16 protein-coding genes and 1 pseudogene are annotated in these 21450 nt (G+C 71.5%); 2 read left to right on the plus strand and 15 right to left on the minus strand.

Going from position 1 to position 21450, the window contains the following annotated elements; translation table 11 throughout:
- Positions 1-1028: ALF repeat-containing protein (locus tag ACFWVE_RS13960; protein WP_384012681.1), on the minus strand; the 1028-nt coding region annotated here is incomplete at its 3' end.
- A 701-nt stretch (positions 1029-1729) separates the two neighbouring features.
- On the opposite strand from ACFWVE_RS13960, the gene ACFWVE_RS13965 reads away from it, so the two are divergent.
- Positions 1730-3856, plus strand: a complete 2127-nt coding sequence (locus ACFWVE_RS13965; RefSeq protein ID WP_384012684.1) for a hypothetical protein — start codon at positions 1730-1732, stop codon at positions 3854-3856.
- Here ACFWVE_RS13965 and ACFWVE_RS13970 read toward each other — a convergent pair.
- The 10 genes from ACFWVE_RS13970 to ACFWVE_RS14015 all read right to left on the minus strand — a co-directional run bounded on the left by ACFWVE_RS13970 (position 3822) and on the right by ACFWVE_RS14015 (position 16827).
- Positions 3822-5051: a glycosyltransferase family 2 protein gene (locus tag ACFWVE_RS13970; RefSeq protein ID WP_384012687.1), complete on the minus strand. Its 1230-nt coding sequence runs from the start codon at positions 5049-5051 to the stop codon at positions 3822-3824. The genes ACFWVE_RS13965 and ACFWVE_RS13970 overlap by 35 nt on opposite strands.
- A 233-nt stretch (positions 5052-5284) precedes the next feature.
- The gene (locus tag ACFWVE_RS13975) at positions 5285-7402 is read right to left on the minus strand and encodes a hypothetical protein (protein ID WP_384012690.1); all 2118 of its coding nucleotides are present in this window, start codon (positions 7400-7402) and stop codon (positions 5285-5287) included.
- A 153-nt stretch (positions 7403-7555) separates the two neighbouring features.
- The gene (locus tag ACFWVE_RS13980; protein ID WP_384012693.1) at positions 7556-9052 is read right to left on the minus strand and encodes a D-ribitol-5-phosphate cytidylyltransferase; all 1497 of its coding nucleotides are present in this window, start codon (positions 9050-9052) and stop codon (positions 7556-7558) included.
- Positions 9053-9276: 224 nt separating this feature from the next.
- Positions 9277-10476, minus strand: coding sequence for a hypothetical protein (locus ACFWVE_RS13985; protein WP_384012696.1), 1200 nt, complete (start codon positions 10474-10476; stop codon positions 9277-9279).
- 91 nt (positions 10477-10567) lie between these two features.
- Positions 10568-12121, minus strand: a complete 1554-nt coding sequence (locus ACFWVE_RS13990; RefSeq protein ID WP_384012699.1) for an alkaline phosphatase D family protein — start codon at positions 12119-12121, stop codon at positions 10568-10570.
- Positions 12122-12353: 232 nt separating this feature from the next.
- A complete protein-coding gene (gene obgE / locus ACFWVE_RS13995) occupies positions 12354-13802 on the minus strand; it encodes a GTPase ObgE (RefSeq protein ID WP_384012702.1) in 1449 nt (482 codons plus the stop codon).
- 117 nt (positions 13803-13919) lie between these two features.
- The gene (gene rpmA, locus ACFWVE_RS14000) at positions 13920-14174 is read right to left on the minus strand and encodes a 50S ribosomal protein L27 (protein WP_042172004.1); all 255 of its coding nucleotides are present in this window, start codon (positions 14172-14174) and stop codon (positions 13920-13922) included.
- A 14-nt stretch (positions 14175-14188) separates the two neighbouring features.
- Positions 14189-14509, minus strand: a complete 321-nt coding sequence (rplU, locus tag ACFWVE_RS14005) for a 50S ribosomal protein L21 (RefSeq protein ID WP_384012705.1) — start codon at positions 14507-14509, stop codon at positions 14189-14191.
- 305 nt (positions 14510-14814) lie between these two features.
- Positions 14815-15201: an ankyrin repeat domain-containing protein gene (locus ACFWVE_RS14010; protein WP_384012708.1), complete on the minus strand. Its 387-nt coding sequence runs from the start codon at positions 15199-15201 to the stop codon at positions 14815-14817.
- Positions 15202-15363: 162 nt separating this feature from the next.
- Positions 15364-16827: a catalase gene (locus tag ACFWVE_RS14015; RefSeq protein WP_384012711.1), complete on the minus strand. Its 1464-nt coding sequence runs from the start codon at positions 16825-16827 to the stop codon at positions 15364-15366.
- A gap of 191 nt (positions 16828-17018) precedes the next feature.
- On the opposite strand from ACFWVE_RS14015, the gene ACFWVE_RS14020 reads away from it, so the two are divergent.
- Entirely contained in the window at positions 17019-17432 is a 414-nt protein-coding gene (locus ACFWVE_RS14020) for a Fur family transcriptional regulator (RefSeq protein ID WP_384012714.1), read from the plus strand.
- A 25-nt stretch (positions 17433-17457) separates the two neighbouring features.
- Here ACFWVE_RS14020 and ACFWVE_RS14025 read toward each other — a convergent pair.
- The 4 genes and pseudogenes from ACFWVE_RS14025 to rfbD form a co-directional block, all read right to left on the minus strand.
- Positions 17458-17691, minus strand: a pseudogene (locus tag ACFWVE_RS14025) (hypothetical protein); the annotation flags it as partial.
- 210 nt (positions 17692-17901) lie between these two features.
- Positions 17902-18495 (minus strand): dTDP-4-dehydrorhamnose 3,5-epimerase, encoded by a 594-nt coding sequence (gene rfbC / locus ACFWVE_RS14030; RefSeq protein WP_384012717.1) that lies wholly within the window; start codon positions 18493-18495, stop codon positions 17902-17904.
- 11 nt (positions 18496-18506) lie between these two features.
- Positions 18507-20498, minus strand: coding sequence for a glycosyltransferase family 2 protein (locus tag ACFWVE_RS14035; RefSeq protein WP_384012721.1), 1992 nt, complete (start codon positions 20496-20498; stop codon positions 18507-18509).
- Entirely contained in the window at positions 20495-21418 is a 924-nt protein-coding gene (gene rfbD / locus ACFWVE_RS14040) for a dTDP-4-dehydrorhamnose reductase (RefSeq protein ID WP_384012723.1), read from the minus strand. The genes ACFWVE_RS14035 and rfbD overlap by 4 nt, the downstream gene beginning before the upstream one ends.
- Positions 21419-21450: the final 32 nt, after the last annotated feature.

The raw sequence follows: 21450 nt of genomic DNA on the forward strand, positions 1-21450 counted from the left end.
GCCCGGCGTGCCGCGTCGGCGTTCGAGGCGTCCACCGCCGCGTTCGCCGCGGCGTTCCTCGCCCGCGCCGCCGCCTGCGAGGCACCGGCCGCGGCCGAGGCCGCCTGAGCCGCCGCGTTCGCGGCGACCCTGGCCGAGTTGTTCGCCGCCCGCGCCGCGCCGATGGCCCGCTGCGCGGCCGTGGCCGCCTGCGAGGCGGCCTTCGCCGCGCGCCCGGCGGCACTCGCCGCCCGCTGTGTGTCGTCCTTGGCCACCTTGGCCTCGGCCGCGGCCCGCTGGGCCGCTTCCTTCGCCAGTTTCGCCGCTTCCACGGCCTTGGCGGACTCCGCCTCTGCCGCCTTGGTCTCCGCTGCGGCCTGCCGCCCGGCCTCCTTCGCCTGGGCCGCCAGCTCGGCGATCGTGGCGTGTTCCTCGTCCTTGTTCCGCGCTACGAACTGGCCGATCTCGAGAAACTCACGAATCTCGTCGGCTCCGCCGCTCAGCGCGAGGCGGCCGGCGGCCCGCACGTTGGGCCCGCCCACACTGACGATCTGGGTGAGCTGCACCCGGTCGTCCTGCTCCTGCCAGGTGTACTGCCCCTCCTCCAGGAACTTCTGGATCTCTCCCGATCCGCCCTCCAGCGCGGCCCGGCCGGCCTCCTGGACGTTCGGGCCGCCCGCGTCGATGATCTGGGCCACCCGCACCCGGTTGTCCTGCTGGGCCGGGGCTTCCCAGCCCCAGCTCAGGAAGATCTCCAGGTCTTCCTGGGTGCCGGCCAGCGCGGTGCGTGCCGCGACCACGAGTTCCGAGCCGCCGACACTGGCGATCTGGGCCGCGCTCACCCTTTCGTCCTGCAGCAGCAGTTCCTCGGCGACCGTCAGGAACTGCTGTACATCGGCTTCACTGCCGGTCAGCGCCGCCTCGGCCGCCGCCTTGACACCGGGGCCGCCGGCCTTCCAGTAGTCCAGTACCCGGCCCCGGTCCGTCGCGGCCGCCTCGGCCAGGGCGGCAACGGCCTTCCCGCTCGTGCTCCGCGTCTCCTCGGCCACGGCCGGGGAGATCCCACCTCCCGTCACCGACGGTCCGGGCGGCGTCGCGTCCCGTGCGCCGTGCGACTTGGCCGGCCTGCCTCGCGGCCCGGGTCCCTGTGCCCCGCGCCCTCGGTCCCCGCTCGCTGGACTTCCCCGGCGGTGTCCGCCCGTGGACCGACACCGATCCGGCCTCGCTCGTCGTACGCTTCGGCCGGCTGCGCACCCGGGTCGGCGAACTGAGCGCGGCCGACACGCCAAGCCGAAGGGGGAACCGGCCTGCGTCAAGACGATGAGCAGGTCCGCGGCCAGGACGGGGGCCAGGACCGGCGCCGCGAAGACCACCCCGGCCGCTCCCCGCCACCGGCTCGGTGTACCGCAGGGCCCACCGGCTCGGTGTACCGCCCGCTGCGACGAGCCTTCCAGGGCGGGCGCGGGCAGGGCCTCTCCGCTCCTCCGGACCCCCGGGGGCTTTGGCAGTCAGCGCCCACTCCACACGTTGCGGACACGCGCGTGTCGTCCGGACGTCGGTACGCGTTAACCCGGACGTCCGTCTCCGCGACGAACCCTGGAGTGACCGCGTGCCCCTGCCCCTGTCCCGATCCGGTCGGCCGTCCCGGTCCGGCCGGCCGTCACGATCCCGTCGTCGGCTCACGGCGGGCGTCCGCCGGCGCCGTGCCTCGCCCCGGCCCTCCGGCCGTCCGCTCGTCGCCGGAGTGCTGGTGGCGGCCGTCCTGGCCGGCGCCTTCGTGGCGCAGACCGCCGGGGCCCTGCTCCCGGACGTCCCGCTGCTGCTCGCCGCGACCGCCGTGTCCCTGGCGGTCGAGGGCGTGCTGTACCGGTGGCAGCCCGGCATCCTGTCGCTGCTGGCCAAGTCGCACGCGGACATCACCGTCCGCCATCTGCTGCGCGATCTGCTCCTGACGGTGGGCCTGTTGCGGCTCGGGGAGCACGACCGGGAGCCGCAGTACGCGTGGCTGGTCGCCGGTCTGCTGGCCTTCTACGCGCTGCACTGCGCGATCCAGGCGGTGTCCGTCCTGGTCCGCCGTACCCGCACCCTTCCCGTGGTGACGCGCAACATCGACGCCTCGGCGCTGCGCCTGTCCCCCGCGCCGGCCGCACTGCTGCGCCGCCCCGGCTACCGGCTGCTGCTCCTCGGCCTGCCCACGACCGTCGGCCTGGCCGCGACGGCGGTGACCCGGCAGCCCTTGCCCGCGGCAGCCGGGATCGGGTCGGCGCTGCTGCTCGCGGCGGCGGGCCTGGGGGTGCTGCTGGTGCGGCTGCTGCCCTCCCGGCGTCCGGCGGGCGAGCAGGAGGTACTCGACTGGTTCGACACCTGGCTGGCCGACTACCGGCCCACGGTCGGCCTGTACTTCTCCGGCGGGGTGTCCTCCGCCTACCAGGCCAACATGTGGCTGGAGACGATGAGCAGGCTCGACGGACGGCCTGTCGTCATCCTGCGCGAGCGGTTCATGGTGGCGAGGATCGCGGCGACCGACATCCCCGTCGTGTGCCTGCCGAAGGTGTCCACCCTCATGCGCCTCGAACACTCCACACTGCGGGTCCTCATCCACCCGTCGAACTCCGGCAAGACCTCGCAGGTGCTGCGCATCCCCACGATCAAGCACGCCTTCGTCAACCACGGCGAGAGCGACAAGCTGTCGTCCTGCAACCCGTACGCGAAGGCGTACGACGAGGTGTGGGTGGCCGGTCCGCAGGCCCGCGAGCGGTACGCGCGGGCGGCGGTCGGGGTCGAGGACAAGGACGTGGTGGAGATCGGCCGGCCCCCACTGGACGCCGTGCGCCCCCGGTCGGGCACCCCGGCCGCCGGTGCCCGCACCACTGTGCTGTACGCGCCGACCTGGGAGGGCTGGGACGGCAACCCGGGCAACACCTCGGTGGTCTCGGCCGGGGAGAACCTCGTCCGGGCGCTGCTCGCGGACCCGGGTGTGCGGCTGCTGTACAAGCCGCACCCGCTGACCGGCTCGGTGCGGCCGGCGGCGGGAGCCGCCGACCGCCGCATCCGGGACCTGATCCGGGCGGCGAACCGGGAGCGGCCCGCGGCATCCGCGGAACCCGCGCGATCCGCCCCGGAGCTGGACCGGCTCACGGCGGAGCTGGACCGGCTCACGGCGGCCGGGGTCCGGGAGGGCGCCGACCAGGTGGAGAGGATGCTGGCCCAGTCCGCTCCTCCGCCCGGACGGGCCGAGGCGGTGGCGAGGGCCACGGCGGCCTGGGAGGAGGCGTACTGGGCGTCGCTGCCGGCGGACGAGCACCAGGTCGTCACGGGCGTACGGCCCGCCCTGTACGCCTGCTTCAACGTCGCCGACCTGCTGATCAGTGATGTGTCCAGCGTCATCAGCGACTTCCTCGCCAGTGGCAAGCCGTACGCGGTGGCGAACACCGGCGGGCTGTCCGAGGAGGCCTTCCGCGCCGAGTTCCCGACGGTGGCGGCGGCGACCGTGCTGACCCCGGACGCGGGCGGGGTGCCTGCGCTGCTGGAGGCGGTCCGGCACCCGGAGAAGGACGGACTGGCGCACGCCCGAGCGGAGTTGAAACTGCGGCTGATGGGCCCCGACGAGCCGACGTCCCAGGAGCGCTGCAACACGGCCCTGCGCGGCCTGTACACGGCGGCCCTGAACCACAGGGCGTGCGGTGAACAGGCCGGGGCACAGGGGCATCCACACCCTCAGCGGCTCATGGAGGACCTGCTGCCCGGTCTGCCCGGCCAGCCCGGTCTGCCCGGTCAGCGCCGGGAATCCGACGCCGGTACGGGAGCCGGTACCGCAGCCGACGCCGAGGCGGCACCGCCCGTCACGCCGCCGTCGCGGTCGGCGCCTCCGGTGTGACCTTCTCGGCGGGTGCCAGCAGGCGGCGGGCCCGGCGGGCGGCGCGGCGCAGGACGGTCCTCGTGCCGCCCTCGCGGTAGCCGGGGAAGCCGCGGGCCTCGCGGGGCGCGGCGAGGTAGACGGAGTCGGGGATGCCCGCCGCCCGGTCGCGGAAGTGCGGGTAGGCGAGGTAGACGCGTCGGCCCCGCCGCTCCAGCAGGACCGGCGCCTGCTTCTTCGACGCCGTGAACTTCACCGCTTCGGTGAGGAGTTCGAGCCGCTGCTGAGCCACCAGGTGCAGCCGCAGCCGTTCCTCGACCTTCAGGTGCCGGGCGACGTCCTCGGTCCAGTGGGCGTCCGTCAGCGGCTTCGCCAGCTCCAGTTTGTGCCGCCGCACCCGGTCGCTGTCCTTGAGGAATCCGGGGCCGAACTGCGGGAGCAGGGTGATGGTGAAGGGCCGCACCATCAGCCGGTCACGCTGCGGTCCCTCGGGGACCAGGTCGGCGATCAGGTTCGTCAGGAGGCGTGCGGAGTCGAACCGCAGGGCGTAGCTCCCGCTCTTGGTCACGTGCTTGCCGTCGTCGCGGCCCACCAGGTAGTAGCAGGTGTGGTCGGCGACCACGGAGACGCCGTCCGCCCTGAGGTACGCCTCCATGGTGAACAGCGCGTCCTCGCCGGTGTAGAGCGACTCGTCGAACCGTAAGCCGTGCCGCTCCAGCAGGGCCCGGCGGAACAGCTTCTGCGCGCTGAGGGTGAACATGATGTTGGAGGAGTGCACGTCGGTGCGCTCCACCGTGCGGCCCCACATCGACTTCGGGGCGCCGCGGTTGACGCCCTCGATCCGTCCCAGGACGACATCGGTGCCGGCCCGGTCCGCCATGGCGACCATCCGCTCGAGGGCCTCGGGGCCCAGCCGGTCGTCGGCGTCCAGGAAGAACACGTAGCGCCCGGCCGCCTTGTCCAGACCGACGTTGCGCGGGCCGCTGGGGCCACCCGAGTTCGCCTGCCGGATCACCGTGACCCGCATGGGCGCACGGTCCGCGAACTCCTCCAGGTACTCCCCCGTGCCGTCCGTCGAGCCGTCGTCGACGGCGACGACCTCGACGCGCTCCGGGTCGATGGTCTGCGCCTCCACCGAGGCGAGGCATTCGACCAGGTACGGCATCGCTTCGTACGCCCCGATGACCACGGTGACATCAGGCTGCGCCACGGTCACGTTCCCCCCTAGTTACGGGATATTTCACTTCGCATAAGCTCATTGTCCTTCTGTTAGACGGGTGTTCGAGGAAGAAGGTTGCCCCGGACCGTCGTTCGGTGGCCTGCGCCACACGGGTGTTGCGGGAGCCCGGCGGAGGTCGCGGACGCGACTGGGCTCGGCCCCCGAGGTGTCGCTCCTCGGGGGCCGAGCCCTGTCAGGTGTCCGGAGGGGTTCCGGGTGTCCGGATCCGGTCAGTTCGCTCCGGTGCCGTCCGGCTCGCCGGTGACGGACGCCGGCTGCGCGGGCAGCGCGTCCGCCGGTTCCACGTCCGGGCCGCCGACCGTGATACGGGACTCCTGGCCGAGGTTGCGCGTCTCGGCCTTCCGGGCGAGCCGGCCGACCGCCGCGTTGAACTGGTCGATGGACGTCGGCTCGTCCGGGCCCAGCAGGTAACGCTTGAGCTCGCCCCGCTCCCCGGCCAGGGAGTCGGCCGCCGGGGTGCGGACCGCCTCGAGCAGCTCGGCCAGCCCGGCCGCGTCGTTGGACAGGATCACCGCGGCGCGCACCGCCGTGTTCTGCCGCTTGAACTCCTCCACGCCCAGCCCGGCCGAGTCGGTGACGGCGTACGGCTTGCCGCTGGCGATGAAGTCGGAGACGACGCTGGAGATGTCGGAGACCATCGCGTCGGACACGTTGAAGCAGTCGTACAGGCGCGGCTGGGCGCCCGTGATGACGCGGTGCTCCCAGTCGGGGAAGGAGCTCCAGTACGCGGTGTTCCACTCGGCACGCAGCCGCGCGGTCTCCTCGTGCAGGGCCACGTCGATCACGCCGTCGCGGCTGGCCTCCGCCTCGTCGCCCTTGTCTGCGGAGCCGGTCAGTTCGGCCAGCCGGGCTTCGATACGGGCCAGTTCGCTCCGCGCCCGGTCCTGCGCCGCCGAGTCGACGGTGAAACGGGGGTCGGCCGCGCGCTCGGCGGCGGCCTGCTCGATCAGCGCGGTGATCCGCAGATGGGCGGCCTTGGCCTGCGCGCTGCGGGTGCCGGTGAAGGGGTGCGGCTTGTAGAGGACACGCACCGCGGGGTCGGCCGTGATCAGCCGCTTCACGATGTTCTCACCGGCCAGCAGGAGCGAGGTGTTGCCCGGGTTGTCGTCCCAGCCCTCCCAGGTGGGGGCGTACAGAACCGTCGGGCGGTGCCCCTCGGCGGAGCCCGCGGCCGCGGCCTGCCGGGTCTCGATGGGGGCCAGCTGCGGGCGGCCGACCTCGACGATGTCGTCGTCACGGACGCCGACGTCGGCGATGGCGTAGCGGTCGCGGCCCGCGCGGCCGGCCGTCCACACCTCGTCGTAGACCTTGCTGAACGGGTTGACGCTGGCGAGCTTGTCGCTGTCGCCGTGGCCGATGAAGACGTGCTTCATGGTCGGTACGCGCAGCAGGTGGATGTTCTTGCCGACGTTCGCCGCGTACAGCGCGACCCGCACCGTGGACAGGTCCAGGTTCATCAGGTGCACCCCTCCGGGCACGCAGACGACCGGGACCGTGGTGGGGGCCAGGTTGTTCAGTATGACCCGCTCGCGCAGGATGACCAGCGGCCGCGTGTCCAGCTGCTCCATGGTCTCCAGCCACATGTTGACCTGGTACGCGGAGTCCTTGGAGCCGGAGAAGTACAGCACCGTCTCCGGCCGGTACTCGCGCAGCCAGTCGTCGGCCGCCACCAGAACCCGGTCGGCCTTCGGCGGTGTCCGCCGGCCGCGTACGTAGGGCACCAGGGCCAGCACGTACAGGAGGCCCAGCAGCACCGTGACGCCGATGCCGGCGAAGCCGACGACGGCCGAGTCGAGGGCCGCGGCGAGGAGTATGCCGACGACCGCCGCCAGGTCGAGGTGGAGCATCTTCTCCGCGGCGCGGTGCGTCAGCACGCGCGGCGGCGCGTCCGGGATGCGGACGCGGGACGCCAGGTCCACGTTGCGGGTGGCCACCGGCATGCGCCGGCGGTTGCGGATCAGCGTGGTCAGCGCGCCGTGCGGGGCCTGCAGGCCGTAGAACGCGATGAAGCAGGCGATCGCTCCGTAGTAGATCAGGTTGTCCGCGAGGGACAGCCGGGCCAGCAGCAGGATCAGCAGCAGCTGCCGGATCAGGAAGCGGATCGACAGGCCCGCCCGCACCTTGCTGAGGCGGTTGACCAGATAGCTGCCCCTGCGGTGCAGGTAGTGGTCCGCCAGGTACGTCACGGCGGCCGCTGCCGCGAAGGCGGGGACGCTCGGGACGAGCGCGGCCAGCATGAGGCAGGGGAAGCCCAGCATCACGAGGACCGCCGCGGCCAGCTCGGCCGCGCTGCCCACCCGGGCGACGCGAATAGCGGTGGATATCAACGGAGAAACCTGCTCTTGGAGGGTGAGTGCCGGTTTGTGCCTGTGGGTAATTCGGTGACGACGGATTCAGGCCCCCGCGAACACCCGCGCAGGAACTGCGTGAACGGGAGGCCGCAGAGGCCTGAATTACCGGAGTCTATTTGCCGTCGATTATTACACGCCGTCCTGACGGTCCAGCACCGACGCCAGCGCCTGCTCGAAGCCGCTGGCACGGGCCGCGCCCGCCGTCGGGTCCTGCTGCCGCACGTCGATGACATGGCCGGTGAGCTCGGAGAGCAGCACGTCCAGGGACGTACGGGCCACCGCCTCGGAGGACAGCAGGCTGCCCGCCGGCTCCTGGCCGAAAGCCTTGGTCCGCATCGGCGTGGCGGTGCGCTCCGGGTTGACGCAGTTGACGCGGATGCCTTCGCCTGCCCACTCGTCGGCCAGGGCCTGGGTGAGGTTGACCATCGCGGCCTTGGTCGAGGAGTAGAGGCTGTACTCGGCGCGCCCCCGGGTGTAACTGCTGGAGGTGTAGAGCAGCAGCTGCCCCTTGCTCTCGGCGAGGTACTTGTACGCCGACCGGGCGATCTGCACGGGTGCCAGGTAGTTGACCTTCAGCGCCTCCTCGATGGTGGCGTTGTCGGTCTCGGCCAGCTTCCCGATGCGCAGCACACCGGCCGTGTTGACGACGTAGTCGATGCGGCCGGTCTCGGCGTACGCCTTGGACAGCGCGTCGTCGACCTCCTCCGGGTTCTCCACGTGGGTGCCGGTGGTGGAGCGGCCGAGCGCGTACACGGTGGCGCCGTAGGACTCGGCGAGCTGGCAGATGTCCTTGCCGATGCCGTACGAACCGCCGAAGACGACGACCGTCTTGCCGGTGAGCAGCTCGCGGTAGGCGCCCTCCCCCATCTGCTCGGGGGTGGCCGTGGAGGCGAGCTGGAACAGCTTGTCGGCGATGAAGACGTCGACCGGCTGGGTGACCTTCATGTTGTACTCGTCGCCCGCGACGACGTGGATCGGCACGTCGGGCAGGTACTTGAGCACGACCGAGCAGTCGTCCGTGGCCTGGAAGTTGGGGTCGTCGGCGGCGACCTCGTAGGCGCGGCGGATCGTGGACAGCTTGAACGCCTGCGGAGTCTGTCCGCGGCGCAGCCGGGAGCGGTCCGGGATCTCGGTGATGAACTCGCCGTCCTCACCGTGCGTCCGCGTGACGATGATGGTGTCGGCGGACGGGATGGCGACGTCGACGGCCTGGTAGCGCTCCAGGGCGCTCACGCAGTCCTCGATGACGCGCTGTGACAGCAGGGGGCGGACGGCGTCGTGGAAGAGGACGTTGCGGTCCTCACCCTCGGCCAGGCCCTCGCCGAGGGCGGAGATGGCCCGCTCGGTGGTCTCGTTCCGCGTCGAGCCGCCCTCGATGACCCGGGTGACCTTCTTGAACCCGGCCTTGGCGACGATCTTCTCGACGTCGGGCACATAGCCCGGCGCCATCAGCACGATGATGTCGTCGATCGAGTCGGTGTTCTCGAAGGTGGTCAGGGTGTGCTCGATGACTGCCTTGCCGGCGATCTTCAGCAGCTGCTTGGGAATCGAAAGACCCACCCGCTGGCCGGTGCCACCGGCCAGGATCACTGCGGTGGTACGGGGCTTGGCTATGCGCTGGGACACAGGTGACCTACCTTGGGGCGACAGGGAACTCCCAAATGGTCCCACTTGCGGTTACCGCAGTGCAAGGTGAGCGACCTCCGCCGCATATGTGCACGCAACCTGCCATTCACCTGGGACTCCTGGTGACGGGTGACGGTTCCCGGAACCCCCTGCGAATCGCCGTGAGTGACTCCACAGGAGTCACGTCCTCGCCGTGCGTGACGGGTGGGACGCCCCCGGCGCGCTCAGCGCAGACCCAGTCGCTTCAGGCAGCGGTGACCGAGGACCTTCACGAGTTCCTTCGACGATGTCCGGTGAACGCTACGCCCCTTGCCGGTGCCGTCCGCCCTGCCGGTGGCGTTCGTCGCGGCGACCGTGGCCAGCACCCCGAACAGGGCCTGCGCGGCCACTTCGGGAGCGAGCCGCGGCTCACCCGCCGGCCCTCCGGACTCCGGTACGCGGGACAGCCGTCCCGGGTCGCCGAGGACCCGCACGCCCATGCCGCCGATCCGCCCGGCCACCTCGGCGCCGATCCCGGCGGCGGCCTCCAGGGCCCATTGCGGGGTACGGATCTTCACGTCCTGCGGGGTGGGACTGCACGAGTTCTTCATGTGCGCGATGGCGCCGTGCCGCACAAGCCTCGAATACAGCTCCTCCGGAAGCCCATTGCCGCGGAATTCCTTATTAAGATTCCGCAGCATTTCGGTCTCGGCGAGGGTGAGGGAACGGTTCGCGGTCTCCGGAACCGGCCGCAGCAGTCCCCCGGGGAGCCCGAGCAGCGCCTCGAAGGTGCGCATCAGCGCGTCCCGGTCGCGGTCGTCGACCACCACGACGGTCACCCGGTCCGGCCCGGTCGCCCCGACCCACCGCTCGACCAGCCGGTCGTGCCGGTGCCGGCGCCAGAAACTGGGGGTGGGCTCGTCGTACGGGGGCCGGCGGAGCATGTGCTCCAGCCACTGCTCGTAGTCCATGCGCAGCCCGTTCTGCACGTACTGCTGCCACTGCGAGGGCATGACCCGTGCCAGGGGACGCAGGGTGACCAGCACGTGCACCCTCCCCGTGCCGCCGAGCTGCTCGACGATCCGGGCGATGGCCGTCTCCTCCTCGGCGTCCGCGAAGAACTCGCTGCTGAGCACGGAGCTGCGCCGGCCGGTGGCCCGCACCTGGTCCAGCAGCCGCTGCCAGTGGTGCTCGGTGGGGGCGGTGTCCCCCATCATCGCGGGCCGGGCACAGGCGGCGAGGACCGCCTCGATCGGGTGCCGGCTGTGCGCCGGGAAGTCGACGCCGTGCCGCGCCATCTCCTCCTTCGCGGCGAACAGCGCGCCCTGGACGGCGGTGGTACCGGTCTTGTGCGGGCCTATGTGCAGCAGGCGGGTGCCGTCGGGCAGCGGGGGGACGACGGTGCCGGTGGCCGGGAGTTCTTCTCTCGTACAGTCCATGTCCATGCGGAGGCATGGTAGGAGGGTTCGCTGAGGATGCCATGAGAGGGACCCGGGCTCCGCGTGAGCGCCGGGCCCCTCCCGTCGGGCCGCGGCGTCAGACCAGGTGCACGCCGGGCCGGCCGGCCTCGACCCGCAGGCCGGCCAGGGTGCTCGGCGTGGCCTGCGGCTTCACCACGGTGTCCACCACCCGCACGCGCGCGTCGATGCCGCCCCGGCGGATGTCGAACAGGTGGTACCCGCGGTGGGCGTCGAGCAGTTTCCAGTGCGGGTTGTCGGCGCGCCGCGGGTCCCACTGCGCGCGGAAGGCGGCCTGGTCCTGGTCGCCGTTGCTGGAGATGGACGTACCGACGAACTCGGCGCCCACGACCGCGGAGGACGGGTCGGCGAAGTCCGCCCTGAGGTCGCTGATCATCGTCAGATGGCGGTCGCCGGTGAGCACGACGGGGTTGCTCACCCTGCGGAACTCCTGGAGCAGCGCGTTGCGCTCGCTCTGGTAGCCGTCCCAGGCGTCGTAGAACCAGAGTTTGCCCTCACCCACCTGGAGGTCGGTCTCGGCCATCATGATCTGGGAGGCGATCAGGTTCCAGCGGGCGGGCGAGTGGCGCAGTCCGTCGACCAGCCACCGCTTCTGCGCGGCGCCGAGCATGGTCAGCGACGGGTCCTGGGCGCCCTCCTGGCTGGTCGCCTGGTCGCTGCGGTACTGCCGGGTGTCCAGCACGTTGAGCCGGGCGAGCCGGCCGAACTCCAGCCGGCGGTGCATCCGGATGTGCGGGCCGTTCGGGACGGCGCTCGCGCGGACCGGCATGTGCTCGTAGTACGCCTGGTAGCCCGCGGTCAGCCGGGCCGTGAACGCGTCGTGCGGCTGCTTGTCGGGGTCCTGCGGGATCTCGCCGGCGAAGTCGTTGTCGACCTCGTGGTCGTCGAAGGAGACCACGAAGGGCGCGTTCGCGTGCATCGCCGCGAGGTCCGGGTCCGAGCGGTACTGGGCGTACCGGTTGCGGTACTGGACCAGGCTGTACGGCTCCCCGCCGCCCTCGTGACGGCGTACACCGGTCGCCGACGGGCTGGACTCGTAGATGTAGTCGCCGACGAACACGACGACGTCCGGGTCCTGCTGCAGCATGTCGGCGTACGGCGTGAAGTAGCCGTGCTGCCAGTTCTGGCAGGAGGCGAGCGCGACCCTCAGGTGCCCGCCCGCGCTCTGCGCGGGGGGCGCGGTACGGGTGCGGCCGGTGCGGGAGAGCTGTCCGTCGGCGCGGAAGCGGTACCAGTACCGGGTGTCGGGGCGCAGCCCGCGTACGTCGACGTGGACGCTGTGCCCGTAGGCGGGCCGGGCCTGCGCGGTGCCCCGGCGGACGATCCGCCGGAAGCGGGAGTCCTCGGCGATCTGCCACTCGACGGGTACCGCGCGGTCCGGCATGCCCCCGCCGTTCAGGGGGTCGGGGGCGAGCCGGGTCCACAGCACGACGCCGTCGGGCAGCGGGTCGCCGGAGGCCACTCCCAGGCTGAACACCCCGTCGGGCAACGGTTTTCGCTCTGCCGCGCGAGCCGTGGCCGGCAGCCACAGTTGGGCACAGGCCGCGGCGCCGAGTGCGGCGGCGCCGGCGGTCAGAACGCGGCGGCGGTCGGGCGGTACAGCTCCGGACATGGGCGGACTCCCCTGCCTCGCATGCGTCGTGGACACTGGGAAGCTCTCGCTCCGGATGGTCCGCACACTGAACCCGGAGAGTCGCGTTCATGACAAGCGGGCAGACAAGAGGAAACCCGCCCCGGCACGGGAACGTCCCGTTGCCTGGGCGGGTCCTCGAGGTGAGCGGCGGGCGACGGTCAGGAACCCCGCCGCCGGAGCGGTCCCTTGCCCCCTGCCGGCCCCGCGCGCCCTACGACTTGTCGCGGAACGGATCGAAGTCGTCGTACGCCTGCTCGGCCTCGTCCCGTTCGGCCTGCCGGTCGCGGCGGCGCTGGGCGGCCGGGCGGGGCTCCTCGAAACGGTGGTCCTCGCCGCGCCGGCCGAGCATCTCCGCACCGGCGGTCACCGTCGGCTCCCAGTCGAAGACGACCGCGTTGTCCTCGGGACCGATGGCGACACCGTCGCCGGACCGGGCACCGGCCTTCATCAGCGCCGCTTCCACACCGACCCGGTTGAGCCGGTCGGCGAGGTAGCCGACGGCCTCGTCGTTGTTGAAGTCGGTCTGGCGGACCCAGCGTTCGGGCTTCTCGCCCCGCACCCGGAACAGGCCCTCGTCCTCGCGGGTGACGGTGAACCCGGCGTCGTCCACGGCCTTCGGCCGGATGACGATGCGCGTCGCCTCCTGCTTCGGGCGGGCGGCCCGCGCCTCGGCCACCAGCTGGGCCAGCGCGAACGACAGTTCCCGCAGCCCGAGGTGGGCGACGGCGGACACCGCGAAGACGCGGTAGCCGCGTGCCTCCAGATCGGGGCGCACCATCTCGGCGAGGTCCCTGCCGTCCGGCACGTCGGTCTTGTTGAGGACGACGACGCGGGGACGGTTGTCCAGGCCGCCGTACTGCCGCAGCTCCTCCTCGATGATGTCGAGGTCGGAGACGGGGTCGCGGTCGGACTCCAGCGTCGCCGTGTCCAGCACGTGCACGAGCACGCTGCACCGCTCCACGTGCCGCAGGAACTCGAGCCCGAGGCCCTTGCCCTGGCTGGCGCCCGGGATGAGCCCCGGCACGTCGGCGATGGTGTAGACGGTCGAACCGGCGGTGACGACACCCAGGTTGGGCACGAGGGTGGTGAACGGATAGTCGGCGATCTTGGGCTTGGCGGCGGAGAGCACGGAGATCAGCGAGGACTTGCCCGCGCTCGGATAGCCGACCAGCGCCACGTCGGCGACGGTCTTCAGCTCCAGGCCGATGTCCCGCAGGTCCCCCGGCTCGCCGAGGAGCGCGAACCCGGGCGCCTTGCGCCGCGCGGAGGCGAGGGCGGCGTTCCCGAGCCCGCCCCGGCCGCCCTGGGCGGCGATGTACGAGGTCCCGTGCCCCACCAGGTCGGCGAGCACATTGCCCGCCCTGTCCAGGACGACGGTCCCGTCCGGCACCGGCAGGACCAGGTCCTGGCCGTCCTTGCCGCTGCGGTTGCCGCCCTCGCCGGGCTTGCCGTTGGTGGCCTTGCGGTGCGGGGAGTGGTGGTAGTCGAGCAGCGTGGTCACGGACTGGTCGACGGTGAGGATCACATCGCCGCCCCGCCCGCCGTTCCCGCCGTCGGGTCCGCCCAGCGGCTTGAACTTCTCACGGTGGACGGAGGCACAGCCGTGACCTCCGCTACCCGCGGCGACATGCAGCTCGACGCGGTCCACGAAGGTGGTCATGTGGGGTGCCTCCAGAGACAGTGCGGTGTGCGTACGTACGTGTTTCCTGGTCAACACGCGAAAGGCGGACCCGCCTTCCCGCCGGGGAAGTGAGGTCCGCCTCGCGAAAGCTTCCGATCAGGCGACCGGAACGATGTTCACGACCTTGCGGCCACGGTGGGTGCCGAACTGCACCGAACCGGCCGCCAGCGCGAACAGCGTGTCGTCGCCACCGCGGCCGACGCCGGCGCCCGGGTGGAAGTGGGTGCCACGCTGACGGACGAGGATCTCACCCGCGTTGACGACCTGACCGCCGAAGCGCTTCACGCCGAGCCGCTGGGCATTGGAGTCGCGACCGTTCCGGGTGGACGATGCGCCCTTCTTGTGTGCCATCTCTCCTCAGTCCCTTACTTCGCAGCCGTGGGGATCTCAGTGACCTTGATCGCCGTGTACTGCTGGCGGTGGCCCTGACGACGGCGGTAGCCGGTCTTGTTCTTGTAGCGCAGAATGTCGATCTTCTGGCCCTTGTGGTGGTCCACGACCTCGGCCTGGACCTTGACCCCGCCCAGCACCCACGGGTCGCTGGTCACGGCGTCGCCGTCGACGAGGAGCAGGGTCGAGAGCTCGACCGTGTCGCCGACCTTGGCGGTGGAAATCTTGTCAACCTCAACGATGTCGCCGACAGCAACCTTGTGCTGGCGACCACCGCTGCGCACGATGGCGTACACGCGGATCTCTCTCTCACTCGAAGAACGGCACCCCGCAGGCCAGCCGCCCGACCGTACAGACACGCGGGCAACCTCTCCCGAGCCAGTCCATGCACCCGGGAGGAAGAGGTTTACGGGAATGTGGCGGTCCCGATGGACACGCCGACGCCCAAGGTTACGGGGCGTGGCCCAAGGGGTCAAACCGGGCCCGGACCACCGGTGACGGTGACGGGCGTCCGGTGGACGGGGCGTCCGGTGGACGGGGCGCCCGGTGGACGGGGCGCCCGGTGGACGGGGCGCCCGGTGGACGGGGCGCCGCCGGCAGGTCAGCTCTCGAGCAGGTGGGCGCGCCCGAACATGGCCGCCGCGACCCGCGCGGTCGGCGTGCCGGAGTCCGGATCCGCACCGGCCTCCCGCAGCACCTCGACCACCTCGTCCGCGCCCTTGAACAGGGCGCCGGCGAGGGGAGCCTGGTCCCGGGCGTTGCGCAGATCCGGATCGGCGCCGAGCCGGATCAGGGCCCGCACGGTGTCGGCGTGTCCGTGATAGGCGGCGAGCATCAGCAGGGTGTTGCCGGCCGCATCGGTCACGTCCACCGGCAGCCCGTGCTCCACGAACTCCACCACCTGCTCGGTGCTGCCCTCACGGGCCAGATCCATGGCGAGGGCCACGACGCGCTCCGTCTGCTCAGGCGTCAGACCGTCCCTGCTCATGCGCATCTCTCCTGATCGAGCGGTAGTGCTGGTCAAACGGTTGTGCCGGTCGTGCCCACGGGGGTGCCGGGCGGTGACTGCGCCGTGCCCGGCGCGGGCCACTGTGTGGTCCGCGCCGGGCACGGTGTGAGGCGTACTGCCCGCTCCTTCGAGCGGCCGGGCTCAGAGGCTGCCGGCGGCCAGGGCCTCGATCGCCTTGCGGACGCCTTCGCCGTAGGCCGGGTCGGCCTTGGTGCAGTTGGCGACGTGCCGTGCGACGGTCTGCTCCGACGCGCCGTTGATGGCGCGCGCCGTGTTCTCGAAGAGAACCTGCTGCTGCTCGGAGCTCATCAGGCGGAACAGGTTGCCGGGCTGCTCGAAGTAGTTGTCGTCGTCCTCACGGAAGTTGAACCGGTCGGCGACGGCGCCCACGGCCTGGCTCGGCTCGCGGTAGGCCGGCTGCTCCGGCCAGCGGCCGTAGGAGTTGGGCTCGATGCCCGGGGTGGATCCCTGGTTGCCGTCGACCCGCATGGCGCCGTCGCGGTGGTAGGTGTTCACCGGGTTCTTCGCGGCGTTGACGGGGATCTGGTGGTGGTTCACGCCGAGGCGGTAGCGCTGGGCGTCACCGTAGGAGAAGAGCCGGCCCTGCAGCATCTTGTCGGGCGAGTAGCTGATACCCGGAACCACGTTCGCCGGGGTGAAGGCGGCCTGCTCGACGTCCGCGAAGTAGTTCTCGGGGTTGCGGTTGAGCTCCCACTCGCCGACCTCGATCAGCGGGTAGTCCTTCTTCGACCAGACCTTGGTGAGGTCGAAGGGGTGGAAGCGGTAGTTCTCCGCGTCGGCCTCCGGCATGACCTGGACGAACAGCTTCCACTTCGGGAAGTCGCCGTTCTCGATCGCGTCGTAGAGGTCGCGCTGGTGGGACTCGCGGTCCTTGCCGACGAGGGCCTCGGCCTCGGCGTCGGTGAGGTTCTTGATGCCCTGCTGGGTGCGGTGGTGGAACTTGACCCAGAACCGCTCGCCCTCGGCGTTGATCAGGCTGTAGGTGTGCGAGCCGAAGCCGTGCATGTGCCGGTACGAGGCGGGGATGCCGCGGTCGGACATCACGATCGTGATCTGGTGCAGGGCCTCGGGGAGGTTGGTCCAGAAGTCCCAGTTGTTCTCGGCGTCGCGGAGGTTGGTGCGCGGGTCGCGCTTCACCGCGCGGTTGAGGTCCGGGAACTTCAGCGGGTCGCGGAAGAAGAAGACCGGGGTGTTGTTCCCGACCAGGTCCCAGTTGCCCTCGTCCGTGTAGAACTTCAGGGCGAAGCCGCGGATGTCGCGCTCGGCGTCGGCCGCGCCGCGCTCACCCGCGACGGTGGAGAACCGGACGAACAGGTCGGTCTTCTTGCCGATCTCGGAGAAGATCTTGGCGCTCGTGTACCGCGTGATGTCGTGGGTCACCGTGAAGGTGCCGAACGCGCCCGAGCCCTTGGCGTGCATCCGACGCTCCGGGATGACCTCGCGGTCGAAGTGCGCGAGCTTCTCCAGGAACCAGACGTCCTGCAGGAGCATCGGACCGCGCGGACCGGCCGTCAGGGAGTTCTGGTTGTCGGCAACCGGCGCGCCGGCAGCCGTGGTCAACGGCTTCTGGTTGTTCTCGGTCAAAGCTCGCTCCTCGGTGAGTGGTTCTTCGCTTGGATTCAAGGCCTGCGGTCCTGGCCGTCCGAGTGTCCGCGCAAGCCGCCCCACGGCTCGCATCGACACACACCCTACGTTGGACAAGGTCTAAGTCAAGGCGGCTTTCAGAACCATACCTGTTCTTGAGATGGGTTCCCTCGCTGGTTAGGGTGGTGTGTATGAGTGATCTCTTGAAGAGACTTCGGGAACGCGGCTGGCGCCTGACCGCGCAGCGCCGCGTCGTGGCCGAGGTGCTCGGCGGAGACCACATCCACCTGACCGCGGACGAGGTGCACGCGCGCGCCACGGAGCGGCTGCCCGAGATCTCCCGGGCGACGGTCTACAACACCCTGGGCGAACTGGTGGCCCTGGGCGAGCTCGTCGAGGTCTCGACCGACCACCGCGCCACGCGCTACGACCCGAACGCGCACCGTCCCCATCACCACCTGCTCTGCGACCGCTGCGGAACGATCCGCGACGTGCACCCGACGGGCGACGCCCTCTCGGCCCTTCCGGAGTCGGAACGCTTCGGATACACGGTCTCCGGCGTCGAGCTGACGTACCGCGGCACCTGTCCGAACTGCACGGTCTGATGCCGGGGCAGCCATCGCGTCATCCTCGTGACCGCTCGTCGGATGCCCCGGCCCGGCTGATCCCGGCGGTCGCGGGTGCCGGCCGGGCGAGGACGCCCGCGTCCTCGGGGGCGTACACGAGGTAGCGGCCCGGGAGGGAGACCCGGCCGGCCGGGCGGGCACCCCTGTGCCCGCCCGGGTCCTTCGTCACCCGGGCGGGGACCGACCGGCCCGGCTTCGGCGCGGCCCCGGTCCGACGCGGGCCGTCGGCCATGCCCAGGGGGCATGTGGGGTGCCTCCGGGGACAGTGCGGTGCACGTACGTGTTTCCTGGTCGACACGCGAAAGGCGGACCCGCCTTCCCGCCGGGGAAGTGAGGTCCGCCTCGCGGAAGCTTCCGATCGGGCGACCGGAACGATGTTCACGACCTTGCGGCCACGGTGGGTGCCGAACTGCACCGAACCGGCCGGGGCCGGTCCGACCCGGCCGGTTCAGCCGCCGAGGCTCTCCCGGTAGGCCACGCATTCCTCGTAGGAGGGCAGCAGGCCCTGTTCCCGGGCCCCGGCCAGGGTGGGCGCCTGCTCGTCCTTGGCGGAGAGCAGCGGCGTGAGGCCCTCGGGCCAGTCGATGCCGAGCGCCGGGTCGAGCGGGTGGATGCCGTGCTCGCGCTCGGGTGCGTACCCCTCGGAGCAGAGGTAGATCACGGTGGCGTCCTCGGTGAGCGCCATGAAGCCGTGGCCGAGGCCCTCGGAGAGGTAGACCGCGTGGTGGTCCTGATCGTCCAGGCGGACCATCTCCCACTGGCCGAAGGTGGGCGAGCCGGTCCGGATGTCCACGATCACGTCGAGGACCGCGCCGCGCACGCACTTGACGTACTTGGCCTGGCCGGGCGGCACGTCGGCGAAGTGGATGCCGCGCAGGGTGCCCCGGCTGGAGACGGACATGTTGGCCTGGGCAAGCGTGAACGGGTGGCCGGCCGCCTCGGTGAAGACCGGGGCCTTGAACCACTCGTGGAAGCTGCCCCGGCCGTCGGGGAAGATCTTCGGCTCGTGCACCCAGGCGCCGGAGAGGGAAAGGGGTCGCATCGAAGGGGTCCTCAGTTCTTCTTCTGCTGGTTCGTCAGGGAACGCTTGATGTGCCCGGCGGCCCGACGCCACAGGGGGCGGGGCTGCGCGGACGGCGTCGGGTCCGGCCTCCCCGGGGCGGGCGGGGTGTGCCGGTCGATCACCCGGGCGGTGCCGTCGGCGGTGACCACCACGTCGACCGGGAGCCGGGTCCATTTCGCCTCGCCGCGGTCGGCGGACGGCACGCCGATCCGGACGGCCCAGCGCTTCCCGGTGAGCTTCTCCAGCGGCAGTGTGGCGCTCACCGTGCGGCCGGACACCTCGGCGTCGGCCGGGAACTTTCCCACGTTCTTGCGCTCGAAGCGGAGCTGCACCGGGTTCCCGGTGTCCGCCGCGACGTGCAGCGGCAGCGGGAGCCGTACGGCGGAGCCCTCGACCACGGCCTCGGTCGGGTCCATCAGGGCCACCGCCTCGCGCTCCAGCTTGTTGGTGTGCTGGTCGACGTCGAGGGAGAGGTTGCCCGGCCCGTCGGTCCAGTACGGCAGGACCAGCCGCCTCGGCTCACCGGTGAGCGCGGCCAGCCGTCCGGCCTCCACGTCCTCGCCGCGCACCGCGCCGAGCCGGGTCTCCTTGCTCCAGCCGCAGGACTTGATGCGCAGGTGCAGGTCCCAGATGCCCTTGCCCAGGGGCTTGCCCGCGGCCGCGGTCTCCGGGTCGAGGGCGGCGCGCGTGGTGATGCGCTGGCGGAAGGAGCCGTCCCCCGCGTCCAGGCGGTGCAGTTCGCACTCGACCGGGAGGTAGTACTGCCTGGCGTCCTCTCGGTGGCGGACCACCAGGTCCACGTCGCTCTTGCCGACCGGGGCGTCCAGTGTGATGTTCTGGCCGGCCAGTGCCTCGAGCGCCTTGTCGGACAGCGGCAGGCCGAGCAGGTCGCGCTCGCCCTCCCGGCGGAAGGTCATCGGCTCGCCGTCGACCTGGTACTCGGAGGTGAAGCCGATGTTCAGGACGCCGTCCTCCCAGGCCAGGGAGTCCAGGGTGCCGGTGGGTCCGATCCCGGCCTCCCAGTGGGCGAGGGCCCTGACGTCCTGGTAGTGGTCGGCGGCGACCAGTCCGGCCACCACCCGCTGGGTGGGGGCGACGCCGGCGAACACGCCCGGACCGAATCGCTCGGTGACCACACCGCGGATCTCGCGGTACAGCTCCTCGGCGTAGTCCTCGGGGAGCTTGAGCAGCCGGTTGCCGCGCAGCCGCTCGACCATCTCGTTGCGCAGCCAGCGGCTGAACAGCTTGTCGCGCAGCGGGCCGGGCTCGGTGAGCTCCTCGACCACGTCGAGGGCCTCACGCAGGTTGGTGAAGTAGCCGACCGGGTCGAAGCGCTGGAAGCCGGCGTTGGAGCCGTCGTCGCGGGTGATGTGGTAGTAGCACAGGTAGTCGCCGAGGACGGCGACGCTCTTGGCCCGCAGATAGGCCTCGACGACGAAGACGTGGTCCTCCAGCCGGCGGCGGCCCTCCTTGAAGCGCATGTTGTGCTGCTCGAGGAACTCCCGCCGGAACATCTTGTGCGGGGTGAGGCTGTCGATCAGAGGCGCGTTCTCCACCGTCGCGCGCGGCCGGTTGACCCGGAACAGTTCCTGGGGGACCGGGCGGCCGAGGCCCGCCATCTTTCCCACGACCACGTCGGCGCCGTTCGCCTTGCCGTAGTCGTACATCCGCTCCAGGGCCTCGTCGCCGAGCCAGTCGTCGTGGTCGGCGAACATGATGTACTCGCCCCGGGCGGCGTCGATGCCGGTGTTGCGGGGCTTGCCGGACCAGCCGGAGGACTCCTGGTGGATGACGTGGATGTGGGGGTGTTCGGCCGCCAGCCGGTCCAGCCGGGCGGGGGTCTCGTCGGTGGAGCCGTCGTCGACGAAGAAGACCTCGAACTCGTCGGGGGTGAGGCTCTGCCGCAGCAGGCCTGTGATGCAGTCCTCGACGTACTTGCCCGGGTTGTAGACCGCGATGACGACGCTGACCTTGACTGTCACGCCGGGTTCTCCTTCTCGTGGCCCCGGTGGATCTCCGGGAACGCCTCGGTGAGGGCCGCGCGCCAGTCGCGCAGCGGCTCGATGCCGGCCGCAGCGAAGCGCTCGTGGCCGAGCACGCTGTAGGCCGGGCGGGGGGCGGGGCGGACGAATGCCTCGCTGGTGGTGGGACGGACCCGGTCCGGGTCGGCGCCGAGCAGGCGGAAGATCTCCCGGGTGAAGCCGTACCAGGTGGTCTCGCCGGAGCCGGTGCCGTGGTAGACGCCCGCCGGGGCGGTACCGGCCAGCGCTCCGCGCCCCAGCTCGAGCAGCAGACCGGCGAGGTCGGCGCTCCAGGTGGGCTGGCCCCGCTGGTCGTCCACGACGTCCAGCGTCTCGTGCCGGCCCTCCAGGCGGAGCATGGTACGGACGAAGTTGGGACCGCCCGTGCCGTACAGCCAGGCGGTGCGGACGACGTAGCCGCTGTCCGGGAGGGCCTTCAGGACGGCCTGCTCGCCGGCGAGCTTGGTGCGGCCGTAGGCGCTGCGCGGGGCAGTGGGGGCGTCCTCGGCGTACGGCGTGGTGGCGTCGCCGCCGAAGACGTAGTCGGTGGAGACGTGGAGCAGGACGGCGCCGGTGCGGGCGCAGGCGTCGGCGAGGTGGGCCGGGCCGTCGCCGTTGATCGCGAGCGCCTCGGCCTCGCGGGTCTCGGCGTCGTCCACGGCGGTCCAGGCCGCGCAGTTGACGACCACGGCGGGCCGGTGGCGCTGAAGCGTCCGCTGTACGGCGTCGGCGTCCGTGAGGTCCAGCGCCGCCCGGTCGAGGGGGGTGACCTGCGCACCCGCCGCGGCCAGCCGGGCCAGCACGTCCTGGCCGAGCATGCCGCCCGCCCCGGTGACCAGCCAGCCGGCCGGAGCGTCGGCCTGTTCCTTCATCGGGTTCATCCCTCTTCTTGTCCTCTGTGCCGGATGGCGCG

Source organism: Streptomyces sp. NPDC058632, from assembly GCF_042717095.1.
GTDB lineage: Bacteria > Actinomycetota > Actinomycetes > Streptomycetales > Streptomycetaceae > Streptomyces.